21 protein-coding genes are annotated in these 20,221 nt (G+C 62.7%); 4 read left to right on the forward strand and 17 right to left on the reverse strand.

All coding sequences use genetic code 11. The annotated features are described in order from the left end of the window. Positions 1-247: 247 nt before the first annotated feature. Positions 248-1,537: a citrate synthase gene (gene gltA / locus F474_RS04445; protein ID WP_097083750.1), complete on the forward strand. Its 1,290-nt coding sequence runs from the start codon at positions 248-250 to the stop codon at positions 1,535-1,537. Between the two features lie 48 nt (positions 1,538-1,585). On the opposite strand, the gene F474_RS04450 is transcribed toward gltA, so the two are convergent. The 9 genes from F474_RS04450 to F474_RS04490 form a co-directional block, all read right to left on the reverse strand. Further along, positions 1,586-2,182 (reverse strand): START domain-containing protein, encoded by a 597-nt coding sequence (locus F474_RS04450; RefSeq protein ID WP_097083749.1) that lies wholly within the window; start codon positions 2,180-2,182, stop codon positions 1,586-1,588. Positions 2,183-2,220: 38 nt separating this feature from the next. Continuing rightward, entirely contained in the window at positions 2,221-2,478 is a 258-nt protein-coding gene (locus tag F474_RS04455) for a YkgJ family cysteine cluster protein (RefSeq protein ID WP_097084274.1), read from the reverse strand. An 87-nt stretch (positions 2,479-2,565) separates the two neighbouring features. Next, positions 2,566-3,075: a hypothetical protein gene (locus F474_RS04460; RefSeq protein ID WP_256577664.1), complete on the reverse strand. Its 510-nt coding sequence runs from the start codon at positions 3,073-3,075 to the stop codon at positions 2,566-2,568. An 83-nt stretch (positions 3,076-3,158) separates the two neighbouring features. After that, positions 3,159-4,607 carry a PLP-dependent aminotransferase family protein gene (locus F474_RS04465; protein WP_097083748.1) on the reverse strand — a complete coding sequence of 483 codons (1,449 nt, stop codon included), beginning with the start codon at positions 4,605-4,607 and terminating at the stop codon, positions 3,159-3,161. Positions 4,608-4,739: 132 nt separating this feature from the next. Beyond that, the gene (locus F474_RS04470) at positions 4,740-5,543 is read right to left on the reverse strand and encodes an OmpA family protein (protein ID WP_097083747.1); all 804 of its coding nucleotides are present in this window, start codon (positions 5,541-5,543) and stop codon (positions 4,740-4,742) included. Continuing rightward, the gene (locus tag F474_RS04475) at positions 5,540-5,890 is read right to left on the reverse strand and encodes a DUF4398 domain-containing protein (RefSeq protein WP_097083746.1); all 351 of its coding nucleotides are present in this window, start codon (positions 5,888-5,890) and stop codon (positions 5,540-5,542) included. The genes F474_RS04470 and F474_RS04475 overlap by 4 nt, the downstream gene beginning before the upstream one ends. After that, entirely contained in the window at positions 5,890-6,696 is an 807-nt protein-coding gene (locus F474_RS04480; RefSeq protein ID WP_097083745.1) for an ABC transporter substrate-binding protein, read from the reverse strand. The genes F474_RS04475 and F474_RS04480 overlap by 1 nt, the downstream gene beginning before the upstream one ends. Before the next feature lie 67 nt (positions 6,697-6,763). Further along, the gene (locus F474_RS04485) at positions 6,764-7,693 is read right to left on the reverse strand and encodes an electron transfer flavoprotein subunit alpha/FixB family protein (RefSeq protein ID WP_097083744.1); all 930 of its coding nucleotides are present in this window, start codon (positions 7,691-7,693) and stop codon (positions 6,764-6,766) included. Next, a complete protein-coding gene (locus F474_RS04490) occupies positions 7,693-8,442 on the reverse strand; it encodes an electron transfer flavoprotein subunit beta/FixA family protein (protein WP_097083743.1) in 750 nt (249 codons plus the stop codon). The genes F474_RS04485 and F474_RS04490 overlap by 1 nt, the downstream gene beginning before the upstream one ends. Positions 8,443-8,963: 521 nt before the next feature. Here F474_RS04490 and F474_RS04495 point away from each other — a divergent pair. Then, positions 8,964-10,619, forward strand: a complete 1,656-nt coding sequence (locus F474_RS04495; RefSeq protein WP_097083742.1) for an electron transfer flavoprotein-ubiquinone oxidoreductase — start codon at positions 8,964-8,966, stop codon at positions 10,617-10,619. A gap of 12 nt (positions 10,620-10,631) precedes the next feature. Here F474_RS04495 and F474_RS04500 read toward each other — a convergent pair whose 3' ends face one another. Continuing rightward, the gene (locus F474_RS04500; RefSeq protein ID WP_097083741.1) at positions 10,632-11,387 is read right to left on the reverse strand and encodes an IclR family transcriptional regulator; all 756 of its coding nucleotides are present in this window, start codon (positions 11,385-11,387) and stop codon (positions 10,632-10,634) included. A 110-nt stretch (positions 11,388-11,497) separates the two neighbouring features. On the opposite strand from F474_RS04500, the gene F474_RS04505 reads away from it, so the two are divergent. After that, complete coding sequence (locus tag F474_RS04505; protein WP_097083740.1) at positions 11,498-12,163, forward strand: HAD-IA family hydrolase; 666 nt, start codon at positions 11,498-11,500, stop codon at positions 12,161-12,163. Here F474_RS04505 and F474_RS04510 read toward each other — a convergent pair. The 4 genes from F474_RS04510 to F474_RS04525 are packed head-to-tail and all read right to left on the reverse strand — an operon-like array spanning position 12,160 to position 16,291. Then, positions 12,160-13,482, reverse strand: coding sequence for an MFS transporter (locus F474_RS04510; RefSeq protein ID WP_097083739.1), 1,323 nt, complete (start codon positions 13,480-13,482; stop codon positions 12,160-12,162). The two genes, F474_RS04505 and F474_RS04510, sit on opposite strands and share 4 nt — an antisense overlap. Before the next feature lie 57 nt (positions 13,483-13,539). Next, on the reverse strand, positions 13,540-14,688 hold the full coding sequence (gene dgoD, locus F474_RS04515; protein WP_097083738.1) for a galactonate dehydratase: 1,149 nt from the start codon (positions 14,686-14,688) through the stop codon (positions 13,540-13,542). 30 nt (positions 14,689-14,718) lie between these two features. Next, positions 14,719-15,342 carry a 2-dehydro-3-deoxy-6-phosphogalactonate aldolase gene (locus F474_RS04520; protein WP_097083737.1) on the reverse strand — a complete coding sequence of 208 codons (624 nt, stop codon included), beginning with the start codon at positions 15,340-15,342 and terminating at the stop codon, positions 14,719-14,721. Beyond that, positions 15,335-16,291 carry a 2-dehydro-3-deoxygalactonokinase gene (locus F474_RS04525; protein WP_097083736.1) on the reverse strand — a complete coding sequence of 319 codons (957 nt, stop codon included), beginning with the start codon at positions 16,289-16,291 and terminating at the stop codon, positions 15,335-15,337. The genes F474_RS04520 and F474_RS04525 overlap by 8 nt, the downstream gene beginning before the upstream one ends. 164 nt (positions 16,292-16,455) lie before the next feature. Between F474_RS04525 and F474_RS04530 the strand changes: the two genes are divergently transcribed. Then, positions 16,456-17,214, forward strand: coding sequence for an SDR family oxidoreductase (locus F474_RS04530; RefSeq protein WP_097083735.1), 759 nt, complete (start codon positions 16,456-16,458; stop codon positions 17,212-17,214). A gap of 83 nt (positions 17,215-17,297) precedes the next feature. On the opposite strand, the gene F474_RS04535 is transcribed toward F474_RS04530, so the two are convergent. From F474_RS04535 to F474_RS04545, 3 genes are all read right to left on the reverse strand, one after another. Beyond that, positions 17,298-17,840 (reverse strand): DUF4174 domain-containing protein, encoded by a 543-nt coding sequence (locus F474_RS04535; RefSeq protein WP_097083734.1) that lies wholly within the window; start codon positions 17,838-17,840, stop codon positions 17,298-17,300. Positions 17,841-17,926: 86 nt separating this feature from the next. Next, positions 17,927-19,327, reverse strand: coding sequence for an ATP-binding protein (locus F474_RS04540; protein ID WP_371916110.1), 1,401 nt, complete (start codon positions 19,325-19,327; stop codon positions 17,927-17,929). After that, on the reverse strand, positions 19,324-20,031 hold the full coding sequence (locus F474_RS04545) for a response regulator (RefSeq protein ID WP_097083733.1): 708 nt from the start codon (positions 20,029-20,031) through the stop codon (positions 19,324-19,326). The genes F474_RS04540 and F474_RS04545 overlap by 4 nt, the downstream gene beginning before the upstream one ends. Positions 20,032-20,221 lie beyond the last annotated feature (190 nt).

The raw sequence follows: 20,221 nt of genomic DNA on the forward strand, positions 1-20,221 counted from the left end.
CCAGGGCGGTCGGACGTCGAGTATAGACAGTTAGGCTACTAATGACAACGCGCAGAACCTCCCCTAACGGCGCATTGCAATAGCTGCCCAAAAGGCGTAAATGCCCCGGAACATGGCGGCAAAACCCCTCTGTCGTGCGGCTAAAGCCTAATCCTCAGCAAATTGACTTTGAGATTTATGGCTCTATAGTGGTGCGGGCCCTGCGTGGGGGGCTTTCAGATGATTTGAAGCATGAACAGGAGGCCACATGGCTGACAAAAAAGCGCAGTTGATCATCGAGGGCGCCGCCCCCGTCGAACTGCCGATTCTAACCGGCAGCGTTGGGCCTGATGTCGTCGACGTCCGTACTCTGACCGCCTCTGGCGTGTTCACCTTCGACCCGGGCTTCATGTCCACCGCATCCTGCGAGTCGAAGATCACCTACATCGATGGTGACCAAGGGGTTCTGCTCCACCGCGGCTACCCCATCGAGCAATTGGCGGAGAAATCCGACTACCTCGAAACGTGCTACCTGCTGCTCAACGGCGAGCTGCCCAACGCCGAGCAGAAGGCCAAGTTCGTGAGCACCGTGAAAAACCACACCATGGTTCACGAGCAGCTCAAGACTTTCTTCAACGGCTTTCGCCGTGACGCCCACCCCATGGCGGTCATGTGCGGCGTGGTCGGCGCCCTGTCGGCGTTCTATCACGACTCGCTCGACATCAATAATCCGCAGCACCGCGAGATCTCTGCGATTCGCCTGGTCGCGAAGATGCCGACGCTGGCCGCGATGGTCTACAAGTACTCCATCGGCCAGCCGATGATGTACCCGCGCAACGACCTGTCCTACGCCGAAAACTTCCTGCACATGATGTTCAACACCCCGTGCGAGATCAAACCGATCAGCCCGGTGCTGGCACGCGCGATGGATCGTATCTTCATACTCCACGCCGACCATGAGCAGAACGCCTCGACCTCCACCGTGCGCCTCGCTGGCTCCTCGGGCGCCAACCCGTTCGCCTGTATCGCCGCCGGTATCGCCGCCCTCTGGGGCCCGGCTCACGGCGGCGCCAACGAAGCCGTGCTGGCCATGCTGGACGAGATCGGTGACGTATCGAACATCGACAAGTACCTGGCCAAGGCCAAGGACAAGAACGATCCGTTCAAGCTGATGGGCTTCGGCCACCGGGTGTACAAGAACTTCGACCCGCGAGCCAAGGTGATGAAACAGACCTGCGACGAAGTGCTCGCAGAACTGGGCGTGAAGGACGACCCGCAGCTGCAGCTGGCAATGAAGCTGGATGAAATCGCTCGTAACGATCCTTACTTCAAGGAACGCAATCTGTACCCGAACGTCGACTTCTATTCGGGCATCATCCTGAAGGCGATCGGTATTCCGACCAGCATGTTTACCGTGATCTTCGCCCTGGCGCGCACCGTGGGCTGGATCTCCCATTGGAAAGAGATGCTGTCGAGCCCCTACAAGATCGGCCGCCCTCGCCAGCTCTACACCGGCGCCACCCAGCGGGACATGGTCGAGCTCGACCAGCGCAAGTAACACCCCGCCCCTACGCACAAGGCCGCCGAGAGGCGGCCTTGTCGTTTATCACTGCTCGGCGGCTGTTTTCAGGCCCTTTAGGGTATTGAAAGGCGCATCCACCACGAATTTGTTGGCTACCCAGGCAGGCACACTTCCACCCGGCTCCGTGTGCACTTGATAGGTGACCTCGGTGCTCTCTGGCCCTTTGGGCACCAGCTTCCAGAAGCCCTTGACCTCGGTTACCCGCACGTACCCCTTTTCTTCCGGGAGATAATTGGGCACACCTTCAAGGGTACGCGTGAGGCTCCCATCGCTGCCCTCCTGGGTAACCACATGAAGCACCGAATCGCGCGGCGTGACGGGCCAGGGCGTATTGAACTGCCCGTAGGTCCAGGCCTCGCTGCCCTGCTGCTTGAGTAGCTTCTGCATCTTGCACTCGTGAATCCACTTACAGGCGCCGGTCAGGTCTTCCTGCAAGGCTCGAATACGTGCAAGGCTTGCATGAATCACCGTGACGCCACGATACGCCTTGAAGGTGGAATTCGGCACTTCGGCTAGCGACACTTTAATGCCTTCAGCGTCTTTGGCCACCTGCCAATCCTCTGCATGAGCCAACGGAGCGGTAAGCAATACCAGGACAGCAATGGAGCGAATCGATCTCATGGGTTTTCCTTTTTATTGAAGATCAAAAAGCCCTGCCTTCATGCCGCCGCCGTAGCCGCCTCAAGCCAGCCAATGAGGCGAATGGCCGACTCTCGGCTTTCACCGCATACCTCAGCCTGAGGCCGGAAGCCGGCACACACGGCGGGGCGCTCGGGTCTGCCGAAAATGGCGCAGCGGTAGTCTTCCAGCAGTTGCACGCATGCAACGCCCGCTGGTTTGCCATCAGGCATGCCAGGAATAGGTGAACTGATGGAGGGCGCGGTGCAACAAGCCCCGCACGATGGACGGCATTGCATGATGGTCAGAGGGCCTCGCATGTCACAATCACGACCCAGTGATAGTAGCGCCTCAAACAGGTGTTTGAAACCACCCCTCACAGCCTTTCATTGACGAAACTTGAAATCCAGGGCCGCGCCCTCGACATCCCTGCGTGCCTCATTACGCAAATTCAGGTCCATTTCGTTGCTGATCAGCCTGCCATTGAGCTCGAAGTCCTCCTGCCCCGCCGGCTTGGTATTGAACATCGCCGGCAGGCGGTTAGGCGCCTTGACGACAGTGGCAGGCCCTTTCGGCTCGGGCTTAAGCGCGTCGACCATGTCTTTGGGCAGGCTCAGGTCCAGCTTGGGCTTGGGCAGCTCATTGGCTACGGTATCGGCCTTCTTGCGAGATGAAGTCTTGCTGGCCACCTTCTTCACGTTCGGCGCGGCGGGCTTGCTCTTCGGCGCAGCAACAGCAGCCTTGGTTTGAGCAGGCGCCTGCATGCCGGGAACAGCGCTCGCGCCCAGGCCTGAAAGGGTGGACAGCAGCGAGGCGGTAGCCTGGGAGAATGACGTGGCCCCGGCCAGCGGTGCCGAGAGCATAAGAAGGAGCGAAAGCGCTATACGTGTTTTCATGAAACCACGACCACCAATGACTGGTCTGCCCATGCTCTCTCGTCGCAGCGACACTGGCAAGCTGGGGTGAATGACAAATCGACTCAAGGGTAAGCAGGAATGTTCCCACTTTCGTCGCACAGCTGGGTGGCGAGCACGCCCAGCGTCATCACTGCCTGCTCGGTCTCGGCGTTCCATGGAATGCCGCAGTTAAGCCGAATGCAGTGGTTGAACTGTTCGGTATTGCTGAAGATCAGCCCGGGCGCGATAGACAGCCCATGCTCGAGTGCGCGCACGTGCAGCTCTTGGGCATCTACCCTTCCCGGCAAGCTCACCCACAATACGAACCCACCCACCGGCCGGCTCATCTGGGTGCCGGCGGGGAAATGCTGCTGCACCGCGAGCTGATACACACTCAGGTTCTTGCGAAACTCCTGGCGCATGTAACGCAAATGGCGGTCGTGCCCACCATGCTCAAGATAAGCCGACACCGCAACCTGCGTGACGCTGCAGGCCGAGTGGGTGCTGAAGGTCTGCAACCGCTGAACCTCGGGTTGGTATCTGCCGGCCAGCATCCAGCCGATCCGAACACCCGGGGCGAGCGTCTTCGAAAAGCTCGAGCAATAGATGACCTGCCCAGCCTTGTCAAAAGCCTTCAGCGCCTTGTGCCGGCCCGGGTCGAAGACCAGTTCGCCAGATACGTCATCCTCGATCACCTGGATGTCGAACTCCCCTGCCAGCCGCAACAGCTGCTTTTGCCGCTCCTCGGGCATGGTGCTGCCCAGGGGGTTACTCAACCGAGCCGAAAGTACCAAGGCTTTGATCGACCATTGATTGGCAGCCAGTTGCAGCGCCTCGACACTGATGCCCAGTGCCGGGTCGCTCGGGATTTCGATGACCTTGAGCCCCAGCAGATCGGCCATTTGCAACAAGCCATAATAGGTCGGCGACTCGGCAGCGATAAGGTCACCTGGGCGAGTGAGCACCCGCAGCGCCATCTGCAGAGCGTCTACCGCGCCATGGGTGATCACTACCTCACCCGGGTCGACGACCACGCCAGAATCCCGCATGCGGATCGCGATCTGCCTGCGCAGGGGCTCATAGCCAGGGCTGTACATATAGCTGAAGGCCCGCTGGCTCTGAAAGCGGGTTACACGCGCCATCTGCTGATGCAACGCACGCACCGGCAGGTAAGAGGGGTGTGCGACGGCCGAGCCGAGCGGAAACACGCCATCTCGGCGTGACTCATCGAGCACCTGCTGGATGATGCTGCTGCGCGTCACCAAACCGGGCCGCTCGACCTTGGCGATGTCAGGGGTGGGCGCAGTCAAAGCCGGTGTCTGGTGAACGTAGTAACCTGACTGCGGCCGTGCGCGTATCAGGCCCTGATCTTCAAGGCTGGCGTAGGCCTGGAGCACCGTGGCATGGCTTACGTTGAGCTGCACGCTCATCTTGCGCACCGAAGGCACTTTTTCCCCTGGGCGGTAGACCCCGAGCCGAATGTCGTCAGCCAGTTGTTGAGCGATACGCTGGTACAGCAGCAGTTGCGTCATCCACCACGCCTTGCCGGATAAGGGTCATGTAACGGCCAAACTGTAACGCATCCATCGGGCAAATAGCAGCGCGCGCCATGGCTGTGTCGTTTTCAAGTATGCACACGCGCTGCCCGTGAGCGCCGAACGGGCTTACTCCCGCTCGGGACCGAGTGCGCCCTTGCGATCGGAGATGACGACCTCCACCCTCCGGTTCAGTGCCCTGCCCCGCTCAGTGGCATTGGCTTCCAGAGGAAATTGGCCGCCGTAGCCACGCACTGTCATCCGCTCAGGCGCCACCCCAAGGCTGCCCAGCAGCTCAACTACCGCCTGAGCCCGCGATTGGGACAACGCCAGGTTATCGCCGGCACTGCCGGTGCTGTCGGTGTAGCCTTCCACGCGCACAACCCGGCGAGGGTTGAGTTGAAGAAACTGCGCCAGTTGCAGCAGTACGCGATTGGCAGACGGCTTGAGCTGCGCGTCGCCGGCATCGAACAGATCTTCACCCAGGTTGATGACCAAACCCCGGTCATCGCCGGGCGCGGCGAGCGCCAACAGCTGTTGCTCAACCCATTGGCTCTGGCGCTGCACGCTGTTCAGGCGCGATTCGCGAAGCGCTACCTGAAGGCGTTGGCGGTCGGCATCCAGCCGTCTGGCTTGCTCGTCGGCCAGCGCAGCACTGGCGTGCGCCCGCGCTATCTGGGCGTACCGCAGGCTCAACTGGGCATAGTGATCCGCATCGTTGTCGCCACCCCAATACTGCGCAAGCCGCTCAGCACGCTGCAGCGACTCTTCGGCCCGGGTCACGTCCAGCGGCGCCAGGCGCAGGGCATCGGCATCCCCTTGCAGCGCAGCCACATCAGCCGTTGCACGTTGCAGCGCCTCTGGCGCACTGCCGCTGCGCGCACATGCGGCACACGCCAGGGCTGCCACGATGATCATCCAATGCCTATTCATTGCCCCTCCAATTGCTCGCGTAGCCGCTTGATACGCACCTGCAGTTGCGCCGTGCGGGCCTGCTGTTGCGCTTGCAGCACCAATGCCTCAGCGAGCCGGGCATCGAGTTCCGCTTGCTCGGCAGCCTGGCGGGCGGGCTTGTTGCGCCCGCTGGCCAGCTCTGCGCGCGCCTGTGCGGCATGTTCGCGTGCCTGGGCGAGCTCGGGCTGGTCCTGCGCCCCGCTGGCCGTGGCCTGGGCAATCGCCTCGTCGGTGACGCGCAGTTGTTCAGTGGGCACTGGATCACTGGAACAGCCTGCAAGGGCCATCAGCAATAGCAAAGTGGAGCGTTTTGAATTCACACGCATTACCTGGAAGAAGATTGTGACGCTTTCTGCTGTGCAGCCCAGCGCTGTACGTTGCTTTGAAGTATGCCCGGCAGGCGGCCGGAAGCGGTCAGCTCCGCCATTTTCTTTGCAAGCTGGCCCCGGAGCCAGGCGTCGTTGCAGCTCGAATCATGCCCCAATGCAAGGTGCAGCCCGGGGCGGTCGACCACAAGCGGGCGCGCTTGGACGCCAGCTTCCAGACCTCGCGCATTGACGACCGCCTGCCCGGCATAACGCGGTGCGAGAATATACTCCACCTGCCCTGATGCCAGGCGCTCGAAGGTGCGGGTGAGGTTCTGAGGGCGCTCCAGCGAAAGGCTGGCTTGAGCGAATGCAAGAAACTCGGGAGTCATCCGTGCGCGCGCCGACAGCGCGCCAGGCTTGCCGGTAAGGTCGGCCAGGCGCTCGAGCGGTTCGACGCTGCCCGCTTTCGCCCAGACCAGATAGTCGTTCTGCGCAAGCGCCGGGTAAACGTAATCGAGGTGCTCCAACTCGGCGTCCATCAAAGGCTGGTCGGCCAACAGGTCCATCCGGCCGCTGCGCACCTGCGCAAGCGCCTCGCCGCGGCGCCCCCCGTAGCGCATGTCGATACGCACCCCTATCTGGCTCCCGATCTCTGCCAGCACGTCTGCGCTGGCTCCGATCAGGCGCTCAGAGTCATTAGGGTCGCGCCACAGAAACGGGGGAGCATCAGGGCTGCCGGTGGCCACCAGGCGCGTACAGTGCTCTGCCGCTTGGGCGTTGCTGGCCAACAAGGCGAGGGCCAGAAAGCCAACAATGGGTTTCATCAGTGCATGTCCTTGTGCGCAAATGAAGAACCCGGGCAAGCCCGGGTTCGTCTGGCACGGCAGTTTATCAGACCAGCTTTTCGAGCTCCGGCACAGCCTCGAACAGGTCGGCTACCAAACCGTAATCGGCAACCTGGAAGATAGGCGCCTCTTCATCCTTGTTGATCGCAACGATCACCTTGGAGTCTTTCATGCCAGCCAGGTGCTGAATGGCACCGGAGATACCTACGGCGATGTAGAGCTGCGGCGCGACGATCTTGCCGGTCTGGCCGACCTGCATGTCATTGGGCACGAAGCCTGCATCCACTGCCGCACGGGACGCACCCACGGCAGCGCCGAGCTTGTCGGCCAGTGAATAAAGGTGCTTGAAGTTGTCGCCGTTCTGCATGCCGCGGCCACCGGACACCACTACCTTGGCAGCGGTCAGTTCGGGGCGGTCGGATTTGGCCAGCTCTTCGCCAACGAAGGTCGCCAGGCCCGAATCATGTGCACTGGTAACTGCCTCGATTGCTGCGGAGCCACCTTCGGCCGCTACGGCATCGAAACCGGTGGTGCGCACGCTGATCACCTTGACCGAAGCGCTGGATTGAACCGTGGCGATCGCGTTGCCTGCGTAGATCGGCCGCTTGAAGGTATCGGCCGATTCGACGGCGATGATCTCGGAGATCTGGTCGACGTCCAGCAGCGCAGCCACACGAGGCAGGTAGTTCTTGCCGTTGGTGGTGGCCGGGGCCAGCACGTGGCTGTAACTGCTAGCCAGCTCTGCCACCAGCGGGGCGATGTTTTCCGGCAGCAGGTGGTCGTAGGCGGCATTGTCGGCCTTGAGCACCTTGGCGACACCGGCAACCTGAGCGGCAGCCTGGGCCGCAGCGTCGATGCCTGCACCGGCCACCAGCACATGAATATCACCACCGATCTTCTGCGCTGCGGCAACGGTATTCAGGGTGGCAGCGCCCAGTGCGCCGTTTTCGTGTTCAGCGATTACCAGGATAGCCATCAGATCACCTTTGCCTCGTTCTTGAGTTTTTCCACCAGCTCGGCAACCGAGCCTACCTTGATGCCCGCGCCACGTGCAGCGGGCGCTTCGACCTTGACGATGGTATTGGTCGAAGCGGTGGAGACGCCGAGATCAGCCGGTGCCAGGGTTTCAAGCGGCTTCTTCTTGGCCTTCATGATATTGGGCAGCGTCGCGTAGCGCGGCTCGTTCAGGCGCAGGTCAGTAGTGACGATCGCCGGGAGCTTGAGAGAAACGGTTTGCAGGCCGCCATCGATTTCCCGGGTGACACGCGCCTTGTCACCATCGATTTCGACTTTGGAAGCGAAGGTGCCCTGGGCGTAGCCGGTGAGCGCAGCGAGCATCTGGCCGGTCTGGTTGTTGTCGCTGTCGATGGCCTGCTTGCCCAGGATCACCAGCTGCGGCTGCTCCTTGTCGACCACAGCCTTGAGGGCCTTGGCGATGGCCAGCGAACTGAGCTCTTCGTCGGTCGCTACCAGCACCGCCCGGTCGGCGCCCAGCGCCAGTGCAGTACGCAGTTGCTCTTGAGCAGTGGTAGGCCCCACGGACACCGCGATCACCTCGGTGGCGATGCCTTTTTCCTTCAGGCGTACAGCTTCCTCGACGGCGATTTCGCAGAAGGGGTTCATCGACATCTTGACGTTTGCAAGATCGACGCCGGAGTTGTCCGCCTTGACGCGAACCTTGACGTTATAGTCGACCACTCGTTTGACAGCTACAAGAACCTTCATGGATTCCTCGTTACTCTCCGGTAAAAGGGTATCGCCTGGCTGAGCCCTGCGAGTGCTGCGGCGCGGCCCTGAAACGAGCGGCCACGCCTGGCATCAATGAAACGACGCACTGCCCTGCCCATGCACGGCCTGCGACGGCGGCCAGATGCCGCAACGGCAAACCCTGGCCAACCGGTGTAAACTGCCCGGCTGCACGGCAAACGCCATTGACCAACCGGCCTTGCGCGGCTGCGTGGGGAGGTGAAACACCTGCTCCGACGGCACCCTTAAGCGCGAACCGCTCGTATCTTGACCGCATAGCCACCCCCGGTCAATACGCGGAACTGGCCGGTCACACCGGTTGAACCCCGCGATTTTACAGGCTTGCGGCAAATTCAAACAAACGTTTGATCTGGACCGGTGGTCTGGTGTAGATATAATGCCCAGCCAGTGTCAGCGGCCCTTGTAGCGTTTTACTTTTCCGCTACGCGCCGCCCGTGCAGCCCATTAGAAAAAAACGAGCCTTGTGTAGGAGATAACCTGTGGAACGCGAATACATGGAATTCGACGTCGTCATCGTCGGAGCAGGCCCCTCGGGCCTGTCCGCGGCCTGCCGCCTGAAACAGCAGGCCGCCGACGCGGGCCAGGAGATCAGCGTCTGCGTGGTCGAAAAAGGCTCGGAGGTCGGTGCTCATATACTTTCTGGCGCAGTGTTCGAACCGCGCGCACTCAGCGAGCTGTTCCCCGATTGGCAAGCCTTGGGCGCGCCGCTGAACACGCCCGTCACCCGTGACGACATCTATTTCCTCAAGAGTGCGACCGCAGCCACGAAGGTCCCCGACACCTTCGTGCCCAAGACCATGCACAATCAGGGCAACTACATCATCTCCCTGGGCAACCTGTGCCGTTGGCTGGCCCAGCAGGCCGAGAACCTGGGTGTTGAGGTCTACCCCGGCTTCGCTGCCCAGGAGGTGCTGTTCGACGAGCATGGCACCGTGCGCGGCATCATCACCGGCGACATGGGCGTAAACCGTGAAGGGCAGCCCAAGGAGGGCATGTACACCCCGGGCATGGAGCTGCGTGGCAAATACACGCTGTTCGCCGAAGGCTGCCGAGGCCATCTGGGCAAGCAATTGATCGAGCGTTTTGCCCTCGCTCAAGATGCCGACGCCCAGCATTACGGCATCGGCATCAAGGAAATCTGGGACGTGGCTCCGGAGAAACATCAGCCCGGCCTGGTGGTGCACACCGCCGGCTGGCCTATGGACAACCAGAACATGGGCGGCTCGTTCCTCTATCACCTGGAGAACAACCAGGTGGTGGTCGGCCTGATCGTCGACCTGTCTTACACCAACCCCTACTTGTCGCCGTTCGACGAGTTCCAGCGCTACAAGCACCACCCGGTAGTGGCTCAGTACCTCGAGGGCGGGAAGCGCGTGGCCTACGGCGCGCGAGCCATCTGTAAGGGCGGCCTCAATTCGCTGCCCAAGATGATCTTCCCGGGCGGGGCGCTGATCGGCTGCGACCTGGGCACCTTGAACTTCGCCAAAATCAAGGGCAGCCACACTGCCATGAAATCCGGAATGCTGGCTGCCGAAGCGATTGCAGCCAAACTGCTGGCCGGTGCCGAGGGTGGCGACCTACTGGAGGCTTATCCGCAGGCCTTCCGCGACAGCTGGCTGTATGACGAGCTGTTCCGCAGCCGTAATTTCGGCCCCGCGCTGCACAAATACGGCGCCGTTCTAGGTGGCGCATTCAACTATATCGAGCAGAACTGGTTCGGCGGCAAGCTGCCTTTCACCCTGCACGATAACCAGCCTGATCACGCCTGCCTCAAGCCTGCCGCTCAGGCCACACGGATCGAGTACCCCAAGCCAGACGGCAAGCTCAGCTTCGACAAGCTCAGCTCCGTGTTCCTCTCCAGCACCAACCATGAGGAAGACCAGCCCTGCCACTTACACTTGGCCGATCCGTCGATCCCGCTGGCTAAAAACCTGCCGCTGTTCGATGAGCCTGCACAGCGCTATTGCCCTGCAGGCGTGTATGAGGTGGTGAGCGAAGCCGACGGCACCAAGCGCTTCCAGATCAATGCGCAGAACTGCGTGCACTGCAAAACCTGCGACATCAAGGACCCTGCGCAAAACATCACCTGGGTTGCGCCAGAAGGCTCGGGCGGCCCTAACTACCCCAACATGTAACAGGCCCGGCTATCAGCGCGCGCCCAGCTCCGCGCTGATAGCCTTCGCCGCTTCGCACACCACCGGCAACAAATCAGCCATGCGCGCATCGGGCATGTAAGGCGAGGTGCTGGCAACACTGATCGCCGCGACGATCCTGCGGCTGGCATCGCGTACGGGCGCCGCCACACAGCGAATCGAGGGTTCGTTGTCTTCCAGGTCGAACGCATACTGCCCTGCTACATACGCCTGCATGCGCGTGCGTAGCGCCTGCCAGTCGGCACCGGGCAATGGGCAAGCTTCGAACAGCCGCAGCCATTCAGCCTCCTCCGCTTCGAGTAACAACGCCTTGCCGATACCGGTGCGCATCAACGGCATCCGGTGGCCCACGCGTGAACGCATCTCCGGGCCATTGCGGCCGGGCGTTTTATGCAGGTACAGCACCTCGTCGCCATCACGCACCGCCAAGTGAATGGTATCGCCGGTACTGGCAGAAAGGCGCGCCAGCCAAGGTTCGGCCAGCACTACCAGCGGTACCTCCTCGCGCGCCTGAAACCCCAGCTCGATCAAGCGTGCGCCGAGCCGGTAGCCACCCTGCGGCAACAGGCGCAGGTAACGCTCCTCGACCAGTGCACTGACCAGCCGGTGCGTGGTGCTGCGAGTGGTGCCGACGCGCTCGCCGATACTCTTGAGATCGCAGGCGCCCCTGGCCACTGCATCGATGACCGCGAGGCCGCGAAGCAGGGTCTGGGTGCCGGTGGGTGCTGCACCGGAAGGTACCTCGGACATGAATGAGCCTTGTGAATAAAGGGGGCCATTATGCGCAGCCCCTTTGGCGCTGGGAACCCGGGCCGGGCACCGCTATCCTACAGAACACGTTTACCTGACCCCGAGGCCCCATGCCATCGATCGACCTTCTGATCTGCGACTGCGACGGCGTACTGATCGACAGCGAAATCATCGCCGAGCGCAGCCTGCACCAGGCGCTCGCCCAACTGTATCCAGCCCAGGCACTGCGGGAACTGCTCGCTGGCACATTCGGCCTGCAGACCCGAGACATCTTCAAGCGCGTTGAAGAGCATTTCCGCCAACCACTGCCCGAAGGTTTCGTCGATCACCTGCATGCCCACACCGAGGCGCTGATCCGCGACGAGGTACAAGCCATTGCTGGCGTACGTGACGCATTACTGGCCATCGAGCTACCGCTGGCAGTGGCCAGCAACAGCCGTTTCGAAGCCGTGCAGTTCGCACTGGCACGTGCGGCCCTGGCTGAGCGAGTGAACGCCGGCGTGTTCAGCGCGGACCGCGTCGCCCGGCCCAAGCCGGCACCGGATGTGTACCTTGCCGCTGCCCAGGCCAATAGCGTGGCGCCGGGGCGCTGCCTCGTGGTCGAAGACAGCACCACCGGCGCCACCGCAGCCCTGGCTGCCGGCATGCGCGTACTGGGTTTCACTGGCGCCAGCCACATCCCCGCCGGGCATGCCGACCAGCTGCTGGCACTCGGCGTCGAAGCGACCTTCTCCGACATGCGCCAGTTACCAGGGCTGGTCGCTGAGCGCGCCTAGTCGATGCGGATCCGCTCGACCTTCCCGACCAGCACGATGTACGACAGCGCACCGAGCAAGGCCGTCGTAGCAATGTAGGCGATGGGCAGGGCGAACGAGTCGCCAGTGGCCAGAAAGCCGATGACCGTCGGCGTGACGATCGCCGCCAGGTTACCGATGAAGTTGAACATCCCGCCGGTCAACCCGAGCAGGCGCGCAGGTGCCAGGGTCGACACCAGCGACCAGGTGATCGAGGCCAGGCCGTTGCCGAAGAACGCCAGGGCCAGGCAGGCGATCACCAGCGGCGTGGAATCCAGGTAGTTGGCGCCCAGGATGCAGGTGGAGATCAGCAAGCCAGAGATGATCGGTAGTTTGCGCGCCAGGCCCAGGCTCGCACCACGTCGGATCAACCAGTCAGAGAAGAACCCCGAACATAGCACGCCCACGAAGGCTGCCAGGAACGGCAGCGAAGCGAGCAGGCCCGACTTGATGAAGTCCATGTGGCGGTAATTGACCAGATAAGTAGGGAACCAGGTGAGGAAGAACCACAGGGTCGAGTTCAAGCAGAATTGCCCCAGGTAGATACCCCACAATTTGCGCTGGCTGAGCACGATGCCCAGATCTGCCCAGCGAAACGGCTCGCGTGCTTTGGTGGCGATATCCACCAGCCCGCCGCCCTGCTCGATCAGCGCCACTTCGGCTTCGTTCGCCCCTGGAAACTGCCGAGGTTCTCGATACAGGGCGTACCAGGCAATCGCCCAAAGGATGCCCACCGCACCCGTGACCACAAACACCATGTGCCAGCCAAAGCTGACCTGCAGCCAGGCAAGCACCGGCGTTAGAAACGCCAGCCCGACGAACTGCCCACTGGTGTAGAAGCCAATGGCAGTGGCACGCTCGCGCTCGGGAAACCAGGTAGTGACCACCCTGCTGTTGATCGGGTAGGCCGGCGCCTCCAGTGCACCTACCGCCAAGCGCAGCACGAAGAGCGCGATGAAGCTGCCCGCCAAGCCCAGGAACACCGTAGCCAGGGACCACAGGGCCAGCGCGACGGTATACAGCACCCGCGGCGGCACCCGGTCGACCAGCCAGCCGCCCGGGATCTGCATGGCAGCGTAGGTCCAGCCAAACGCCGAGAAGATCAACCCGGCATGCACCGGGTCGATGCCCAGTTCCCGAGTGAGTGTGGGTGCAGCGATCGACAGGTTGCTGCGATCCAGGTAATTGATGACCACAGTGATGAACAACAACACCATGATGAAAAACCGCTTGCGGCTGGGCGTAGCGGTGGCGGCCGCCGCAGGGGTTGCGGCGGCCACTGTGGGGGCGCGACTGGCCATGACCTCACCTCTTTTTATTGCTTTTGAAGGGTGTGCATTAAGGGAGCGTTTTGCCCATCACCACTCGGCGAAGCTGCCGTCGGCGTGGCGCCACACCGGGTTGCGCCAGCGGTGGCCGACCTCGGCGCGCTCGCGTACGTAAGCTTCGTTGATCTCGATGCCAAGGCCTGGGCCGGTCGGGATCTTCACGTAGCCGTTCTCGTAGGCGAACACCTCAGGGTTAGCGATGTAGTCGAGCAAATCGTTGCTCTCGTTGTAGTGGATGCCCAGGCTCTGCTCCTGGATGAACGCGTTGTAGCAATTGGCGTCCAGCTGAAGGCAAGCGGCCAGGGCGATGGGGCCCAGCGGGCAATGCAGGGCCAGCGCCACGTCGTAGGCTTCGGCCATGGCGGCGATCTTGCGTGTCTCGGTGATGCCGCCGGCGTGTGAGGCGTCGGGTTGGATGATATCGACATACCCCTCGGCCAAGATGCGCTTGAAGTCCCAGCGCGAATACAGCCGCTCGCCCAAGGCGATCGGCGTACTGGACAGCGGCGCCAGCTCCTTGAGCGCCTCGGCATTTTCACTGAGCACCGGTTCTTCGATGAACATCAGGTTGTAGGCGGCCAGCTCCTTGATCAGCACTTTGGCCATCGGCTTGTGCACGCGCCCATGAAAGTCCACGCCGATGCCTACGTTCGGGCCGACGGCGTCGCGCACGGCGGCTACGTTCTGAAGGCACAGGTCGACCTTGTCGAAACTGTCGACGAATTGCAGCTCCTCGGTACCGTTCATTTTTACTGCGGTGAAGCCGCGCTGGACTGCGTCCTTGGCCATGCGCGCGGTGTCGGCCGGCCGGTCGCCGCCGATCCAGCTATAGACACGGATACGGTCCCGCACCTGGCCGCCGAGCAGGTCGCTCACCGGCACGCCGAGGGCCTTGCCCTTGATGTCCCACAGCGCCTGGTCGATCCCGGCCAGGGCGCTCATGTGCACCGCACCGCCGCGGTAAAAGCCACCGCGGTAGAGCACCGTCCAGATGTCTTCGATGTTGCGCGGGTCCTTGCCGATCAGGTAATCGCCCAGCTCATCCACTGCCGCCGCGACCGTGTGAGCACGGCCCTCCACGACAGGCTCGCCCCAGCCGGTGACGCCTTCGTCGGTTTCGACCTTCAGAAAGCACCAGCGCGGCGGCACTATGAAGGTCGTCAGTCGAGTGATTTTCATCGGTTTGTCTCTCTTGTCGATGTCGTTGGGTCAAGCGGCAACGGCGTGCCAGGCAGCCATATAGGCCTGGGCGCGGCTGCGAATGTCGTTAGGGCTCAATGCAGGCGTGAACAGGCCTGAGCCCAGGCCAAAGGCGCGGGCGCCGGCGTCGAACCACGGCTTGAGCGTGTCAGGGCTGATGCCGCCCACAGGTGCCAATCGCGTCCCAGCCGGCAATACCGCGAGCAGCGCCTTTGCCACCGCCGGCGACAAAGCTTCAGCAGGGAACAGCTTGAGCAGGTCAGCGCCTTGCTCTAGCGCACTGAATGCTTCGGTCGGCGTGGCGATGCCCGGCGCCAGGTAAAGCCCTTCTGCCTTGGCCGCCTTCAGCACCCGGGCATCGCAGTGCGGCATCACGATCAGTTGCCCGCCCGCTGCCTTGACCTGCCGGACCTGCTCCGGCGTCATCACCGTGCCCGCGCCGATCAGGCAATCAGCCGGCAGGCGCTCGCGCAGAAGGCGGATGCTGTCCAGCGGTTGGGGCGAATTGAGCGGCACTTCGATCACGCGAAAGCCTTCTTCGTAGAGCACATCGCCCACCGCCGCGGCCTGCTCAGGCCGCAGCCCACGCAGAATGGCGATCAGCCCGTTTTTGGCAAGGGTTGCATCAAGCATGGGGAAACTCCTGGGTAGTACCTTTCACCAACCCGGCCGCTTCGGCCACGGCCCAAAGGCCGCGCTCGGTTGCCTGGGTAGCGGTGGCAGGGTTGGGGAAACCGGCAAGGCTCAGCGCCCGGGTATAGCGGTCACACAGCGCCTGGCTGCCGATCAGCAGCACAGCAGGCACTGCGCCTGAAGATTGCCGCAGCGCCTGTACCTCATGGCCGATCCAAAGCCCGGAGAGGTAGTCGGCTTGTTCGGCCCCATCAAGCACGCCGGTAAGGCCCAAGGTACGGGCGCTGAAAGCTGTGGACAGCGGACCCAACGCACCGCTTTCAGAGAGCGCGGTGCGCACGCCGCGATCGAAGGCCTGCTCCTGAAAGCTCGCATCGCGCGCTTGAGTGCGGCCGAGTATCGAATGAGCACTGGCGACGGCGTACAGCTCGCCGGTCATAAAGGTATCGAAATGGGTAATGCAGCCCCCCTCTACCCGCACCCACTTGCTGTGGCTGCCCGGTAAGCCAACCAACAGGCAACCCTGACGGCGCTGCTCATCCAGGCCAAGCAGCAAGCCCAGCACCTGGGTTTCCTCACCCCGCATCACATTGGGCAACGCACCGTGCTCGATCACCCCAGGCACGATGTGCAAGCGGTGGCCACTGGCGGTGTCGAGTGTTTGCAGGTGAGTGCTCAGGTCCTGGGCCCGCGCGGGGGTGGGGCAATAGGGCGCCTCGCGCCAGCCTTGGGCACTGCCGACCATGCCGCAGGCGATCACGGGCAAGCGCTGCTCGGCCAGCCAATCGCCACAGGCCGCTTCAAAGGCGGCATCGAACCCGCCCGGAGCCGGGAGGTGCATGATCCCATGGGCCGAAGCGCGGGAGTCCAGAACCTTCCCGCCGGCGCCTAGGCGGTAGGCGCGCAAGGTGGAGGTGCCCCAGTCGAGGGCAATCAGTTGGGCCTGCATCACGTCACCTGTGCGTTGTTTTTGGGGTGGTGTGTGCGGCCACTATAAATTCAAGTGGCGGAATATCTCAATATGTAATTGTTGATCTCATATTGTGGGATGGCCTACTCACCTCAAAGTGCGGTTATGCTTGCCGGTATCTTTCCCCTGCAGGAATCTTGGGTATGTCAGTAACTCCCCGTATTGCCGTGGTTACCGGTGCTGGCAGTGGTATTGGCCGTGCTTGCGCCTTGGGCTTGCTGGAAGATGGGTTCACTGTGGTATTGGCCGGGCGACGGCCAGAGCCGTTGCACGCATTGGCGCAGGAGGCCCAGGCCAAAGGCCTGCAGGCTTTGGCACTGCCCACCGATGTACGCGACCCTGACAGCGTCGAAGCATTGTTCGCGCAGGTCGAGCGCCGCTTCGGCAGGCTGGACTTCTTGTTCAACAATGCGGGGGTGGGCGCACCTGCCGTACCCGTAGATGAGCTCGACCTGACGCATTGGCACCAGGTAATCGATACCAACATCACTGGCGTCTTTCTCTGTGCTCGCGCAGCGTTCGGGCTGATGCGCCGGCAACAACCACAGGGCGGGCGGATTCTCAACAACGGTTCGATTTCGGCGCACACGCCCAGGCCGTTTTCTTCACCCTACACGGTGAGCAAGCACGCGGTGCTTGGGTTGACCAAGACGCTTGCATTGGATGGGCGTGAATGGAGCATCGCCGTCAGCCAGATCGACATTGGCAACGCCTTGACCGAGTTATCAGAGCGAATGACCCGAGGCGTGCGCCAGGCCAATGGCGGCACTGCAGTGGAGCCGATGTGCGACGTCAGCCATGTGGCTGATGCAGTGAGATATATCGCGGGCTTGCCGCTGTCGACCAATGTGCTGAACATGACGGTGATGGCCACCAACATGCCGTTCGTGGGGCGAGGCTGAAACCCGCCGCTGCCCTGGCGCCCTTTGCGCTTGCAAGGCCCACTGCCTGGAACTGCGCAGCGGTGCCTTGCGCACTTGCTCCGTCAGTCGTCCAGGCCTGCTGGCGCAGCGGCCTTGCCACCCTTGCCTTTGGCAGGCTTGGCGCCTTCGGCAGCGGGCTCGGCCGCCGGCGCTGCAGCAGGCGCAGGGGCTGCGTCTTTTTCCTGGCCGGGAAGCTTGTCGACGGCGTCGAAGAGCTCCTTGACGGTCACCGGGCCGTCCTTCTCGAAGTGCCGTTCACCGTCTTTGCCGATCAGCAGGGTCTTGGTCTGCGGTGAGGCACCGAGGTTGAGCTCGCGAATCAATGCCATCGTGGCCTGAGCGTCGATATTCTGCCCATTGCGCTTGCCGATCATGTCGGCCACGGTGTAGAGCACCATGTTGCGCTGGGTAAAGCCCTGCTGAGTGGTCGGGTCTTTGAGTGCATTCTGCAGGTTGGTCAGGTCAGGGTCGACCGAACTGCGGGTCAGCACCACCACCGCTCGGTTGTGGCCACGGTCCTTGGCCAGCGGCGAGTCGCTGTCCGCGGCCAGCAGCGAGGTGGAAACGGCGCACAGCGCGGCCAGGGCCAGCGAGCGGATGAGCATGGGTACCTCCAGTACAAGTCTTTGCAACAATATTCGCTCATTGAGCCGAAATGGCCAGCCTATGAGCCTGATTCCCTGACATTTTTTTAAACGGTTTGTTCGCCACTCACGGCGAATATCGCCTCCAGGCCCCCGCCCTCACGGTTGCGCAACACCAGCCGCCCGCCATGTGCCTTGGCCACTGCATCGGCAATCGACAGGCCCAACCCATAGCCTTCGCCCTGGCGCGAAGCATCCAGGCGAAGAAAGGGCTCAGTGACCCGCGCCAATTGCTCCTCAGGTATACCGGGGCCACGGTCGGCGACGCTGACCTCCCAGCCCTGGGCCGTGCTGTTGACTGTCACTTCAGCGCCACCACCATAGCGCACCGCGTTCTCGATCAGGTTATGCAGCCCCCGGCGCAAACTGCGCGCATAGCCACGCACTGGCCCTGTGGCGCGGCCACGCACCGCCACGGGGTGGCCCTGATCGGTAAAGTCCACCTCGATGCTCAGCAGCAGGGCATTGAGGTCCACCAATTGCTGCGGTTCCCGGGTCTCGCCGCTGCTGATGTAGGCCAGGGTGGCATCGACCATCTGCCGCATGCCTTCGAGGTCCTGCTGCAGCAGCCCACGCAAGCTGGGGTCATCGATACGCTCGGTGCGCAGGCGCATGCGCGTCAGTGGGGAGCGCAGGTCATGCGACACCGCTGCCAGGAACCGCGTGCGTTGGCTCAAATGGGCCGCCAGTTGCCGCTGCATGGCGTTGAACGCGGCACTGGCTTCGCGCACCTCGCTAGGTCCCTCTTCGGGTAAGGGCGGTTGGCGCAGGTTGTGGCCCAGCGCCCGCGCTGCGTCGGCCAGGCGTTTGAGGGGCGCGATCAGCAGCCGCACCGCCACCAGGGTGAGCAGCAGCACCAGCAAAACACGCACCAGATAGATCCTCACGACATAGTCCAGCACCAGCTCCCACGTGGCCCGCGGGCTCCAGCCCTGCGCCTCGATGGCATCGACCAGCAACCAGCGGCCGTCGGGCAGGCGCAGGTCCACCAGAAACCGCCCCAGGGTCGGCCGCGCCGAGAGCAGCACCGGCAAACCGGCCTTGTGGTCGTTCTGGTCGAGCAGCTCCAGGCGCAGCAACTGGAAGGTCTGGGCCTTGCCGGTCTTTTCCATGAGCACCGTGCGCAGCAGGTCTTCGGCGGCCTGGGAGTCGACGTCCAGGGGTACGTCCGGGTGCGTTGCACTGGCATTGACGCGGACCTCGAAGCCGGGTGCGCGCAGCAGCTCGGCGAGGTGATCGACCTGGTCCGGTTCCTGCTCGGCTACCCGCACCAGGTCGGCCAGGTGCGTGGCGACGAGCCGCGCGGGGATTTCCAGTGACTGAGCGTGGCGCACGTCGTACCACACGGTGCTGGTGATGGTTTGCGCAACCACCGTGCCCATGACCATCACCAAAACCATGCGGCCGTAGAGCGAACGCGGCAGGCAGCGTGACAACCAGCGCCTCACGGGCTGCGCACATCGGTCGCGGTGAGCATGTAGCCTTCGTTGCGCACGGTCTTGATCAACGGGTTGCCCAGCTGCTGGCGCAGCCGGCTAACGCATACGTCCACGGCCCGATCGAACGGCTGGCTGTCTTTATCGAACGCGTGGTTGCGCAGAAACTCCCGGCTCAGCGGCCGGTTGGGGTGTTGCAGCAACAGCCGCAGTACACGAAAGTCCGAATTGCCCAGGTGCGCCACCACCCCCTCCGGCGAGAGCAAATGGCGCGCGCGAGTATCGAGCTGCCAGCCGGCAAAGCTGATGCTGCCCACCTCATCGATTCGGGCACGCTGGGGAAAGCTCAATGCCCGGCGCAACACGGTCTGGATCCGCAACAGCAGCTCACGCGGGTCGAAGGGCTTTGCCAGGTAATCGTCGGCGCCCTCCTCCAGCCCGGCGATGCGATCATCCAGCGTGCCGCGTGCGGTGAGCATCACCACAGGCACATTGCTGACCTCGCGCAGTTGCCGGCACAGCGCCAGGCCATCGACGCCGGGCAGCATCAGGTCCAGCACCACCAGGTCGATCACGTGCAGGTCGAGCTTGCGCCGCATGTCGCGCCCGTCGGCGGCAGTGCTGATGCGGTAACCGGCCTGGGTGAGGTAATCGCTGAGCAGCGAACGGATGTCGGGGTCGTCATCGACGATCAGCAGGTGCTGTGTATCAGGCATGGGGGGTCTGCATAGTCATGAATGCGCACACGCTAAGGCAAAGCGAGGGGTAAAAGCCACCGCGTGCAGCTGCATTACAAATTAGCGAAGCGGCTGTCGGCACCGGTTTGTGTGAAGCCTGTCACACAAATGCGCACTCTTGCGCTCCCTTGCCGTTACCAGTGCCTGCTGGGGCGGCCTACATGGACGA

The sequence above is a fragment of the Pseudomonas sp. URIL14HWK12:I12 genome, from assembly GCF_003097135.1.
Taxonomy (GTDB): domain Bacteria; phylum Pseudomonadota; class Gammaproteobacteria; order Pseudomonadales; family Pseudomonadaceae; genus Aquipseudomonas.

Excerpts from the sequence above, each read along its gene's own strand:
- F474_RS04490 (WP_097083743.1), bottom strand. The coding sequence starts at position 8,442 with ATGAAGGTTCTTGTAGCTGTCAAACGAGTGGTCGACTATAACGTCAAG.
- F474_RS04530 (WP_097083735.1), top strand. The coding sequence starts at position 16,456 with ATGTCAGTAACTCCCCGTATTGCCGTGGTTACCGGTGCTGGCAGTGGT.
- F474_RS04520 (WP_097083737.1), bottom strand. The coding sequence starts at position 15,342 with ATGCTTGATGCAACCCTTGCCAAAAACGGGCTGATCGCCATTCTGCGT.
- F474_RS04525 (WP_097083736.1), bottom strand. The coding sequence starts at position 16,291 with ATGCAGGCCCAACTGATTGCCCTCGACTGGGGCACCTCCACCTTGCGC.
- F474_RS04480 (WP_097083745.1), bottom strand. The coding sequence starts at position 6,696 with ATGAAACCCATTGTTGGCTTTCTGGCCCTCGCCTTGTTGGCCAGCAAC.
- gltA (WP_097083750.1), top strand. The coding sequence starts at position 248 with ATGGCTGACAAAAAAGCGCAGTTGATCATCGAGGGCGCCGCCCCCGTC.
- F474_RS04460 (WP_256577664.1), bottom strand. The coding sequence starts at position 3,075 with ATGAAAACACGTATAGCGCTTTCGCTCCTTCTTATGCTCTCGGCACCG.
- dgoD (WP_097083738.1), bottom strand. The coding sequence starts at position 14,688 with ATGAAAATCACTCGACTGACGACCTTCATAGTGCCGCCGCGCTGGTGC.
- F474_RS04485 (WP_097083744.1), bottom strand. The coding sequence starts at position 7,693 with ATGGCTATCCTGGTAATCGCTGAACACGAAAACGGCGCACTGGGCGCT.
- F474_RS04450 (WP_097083749.1), bottom strand. The coding sequence starts at position 2,182 with ATGAGATCGATTCGCTCCATTGCTGTCCTGGTATTGCTTACCGCTCCG.
- F474_RS04535 (WP_097083734.1), bottom strand. The coding sequence starts at position 17,840 with ATGCTCATCCGCTCGCTGGCCCTGGCCGCGCTGTGCGCCGTTTCCACC.
- F474_RS04475 (WP_097083746.1), bottom strand. The coding sequence starts at position 5,890 with ATGCGTGTGAATTCAAAACGCTCCACTTTGCTATTGCTGATGGCCCTT.
- F474_RS04545 (WP_097083733.1), bottom strand. The coding sequence starts at position 20,031 with ATGCCTGATACACAGCACCTGCTGATCGTCGATGACGACCCCGACATC.
- F474_RS04510 (WP_097083739.1), bottom strand. The coding sequence starts at position 13,482 with ATGGCCAGTCGCGCCCCCACAGTGGCCGCCGCAACCCCTGCGGCGGCC.
- F474_RS04465 (WP_097083748.1), bottom strand. The coding sequence starts at position 4,607 with ATGACGCAACTGCTGCTGTACCAGCGTATCGCTCAACAACTGGCTGAC.
- F474_RS04455 (WP_097084274.1), bottom strand. The coding sequence starts at position 2,478 with ATGCAATGCCGTCCATCGTGCGGGGCTTGTTGCACCGCGCCCTCCATC.
- F474_RS04505 (WP_097083740.1), top strand. The coding sequence starts at position 11,498 with ATGCCATCGATCGACCTTCTGATCTGCGACTGCGACGGCGTACTGATC.
- F474_RS04500 (WP_097083741.1), bottom strand. The coding sequence starts at position 11,387 with ATGTCCGAGGTACCTTCCGGTGCAGCACCCACCGGCACCCAGACCCTG.
- F474_RS04470 (WP_097083747.1), bottom strand. The coding sequence starts at position 5,543 with ATGAATAGGCATTGGATGATCATCGTGGCAGCCCTGGCGTGTGCCGCA.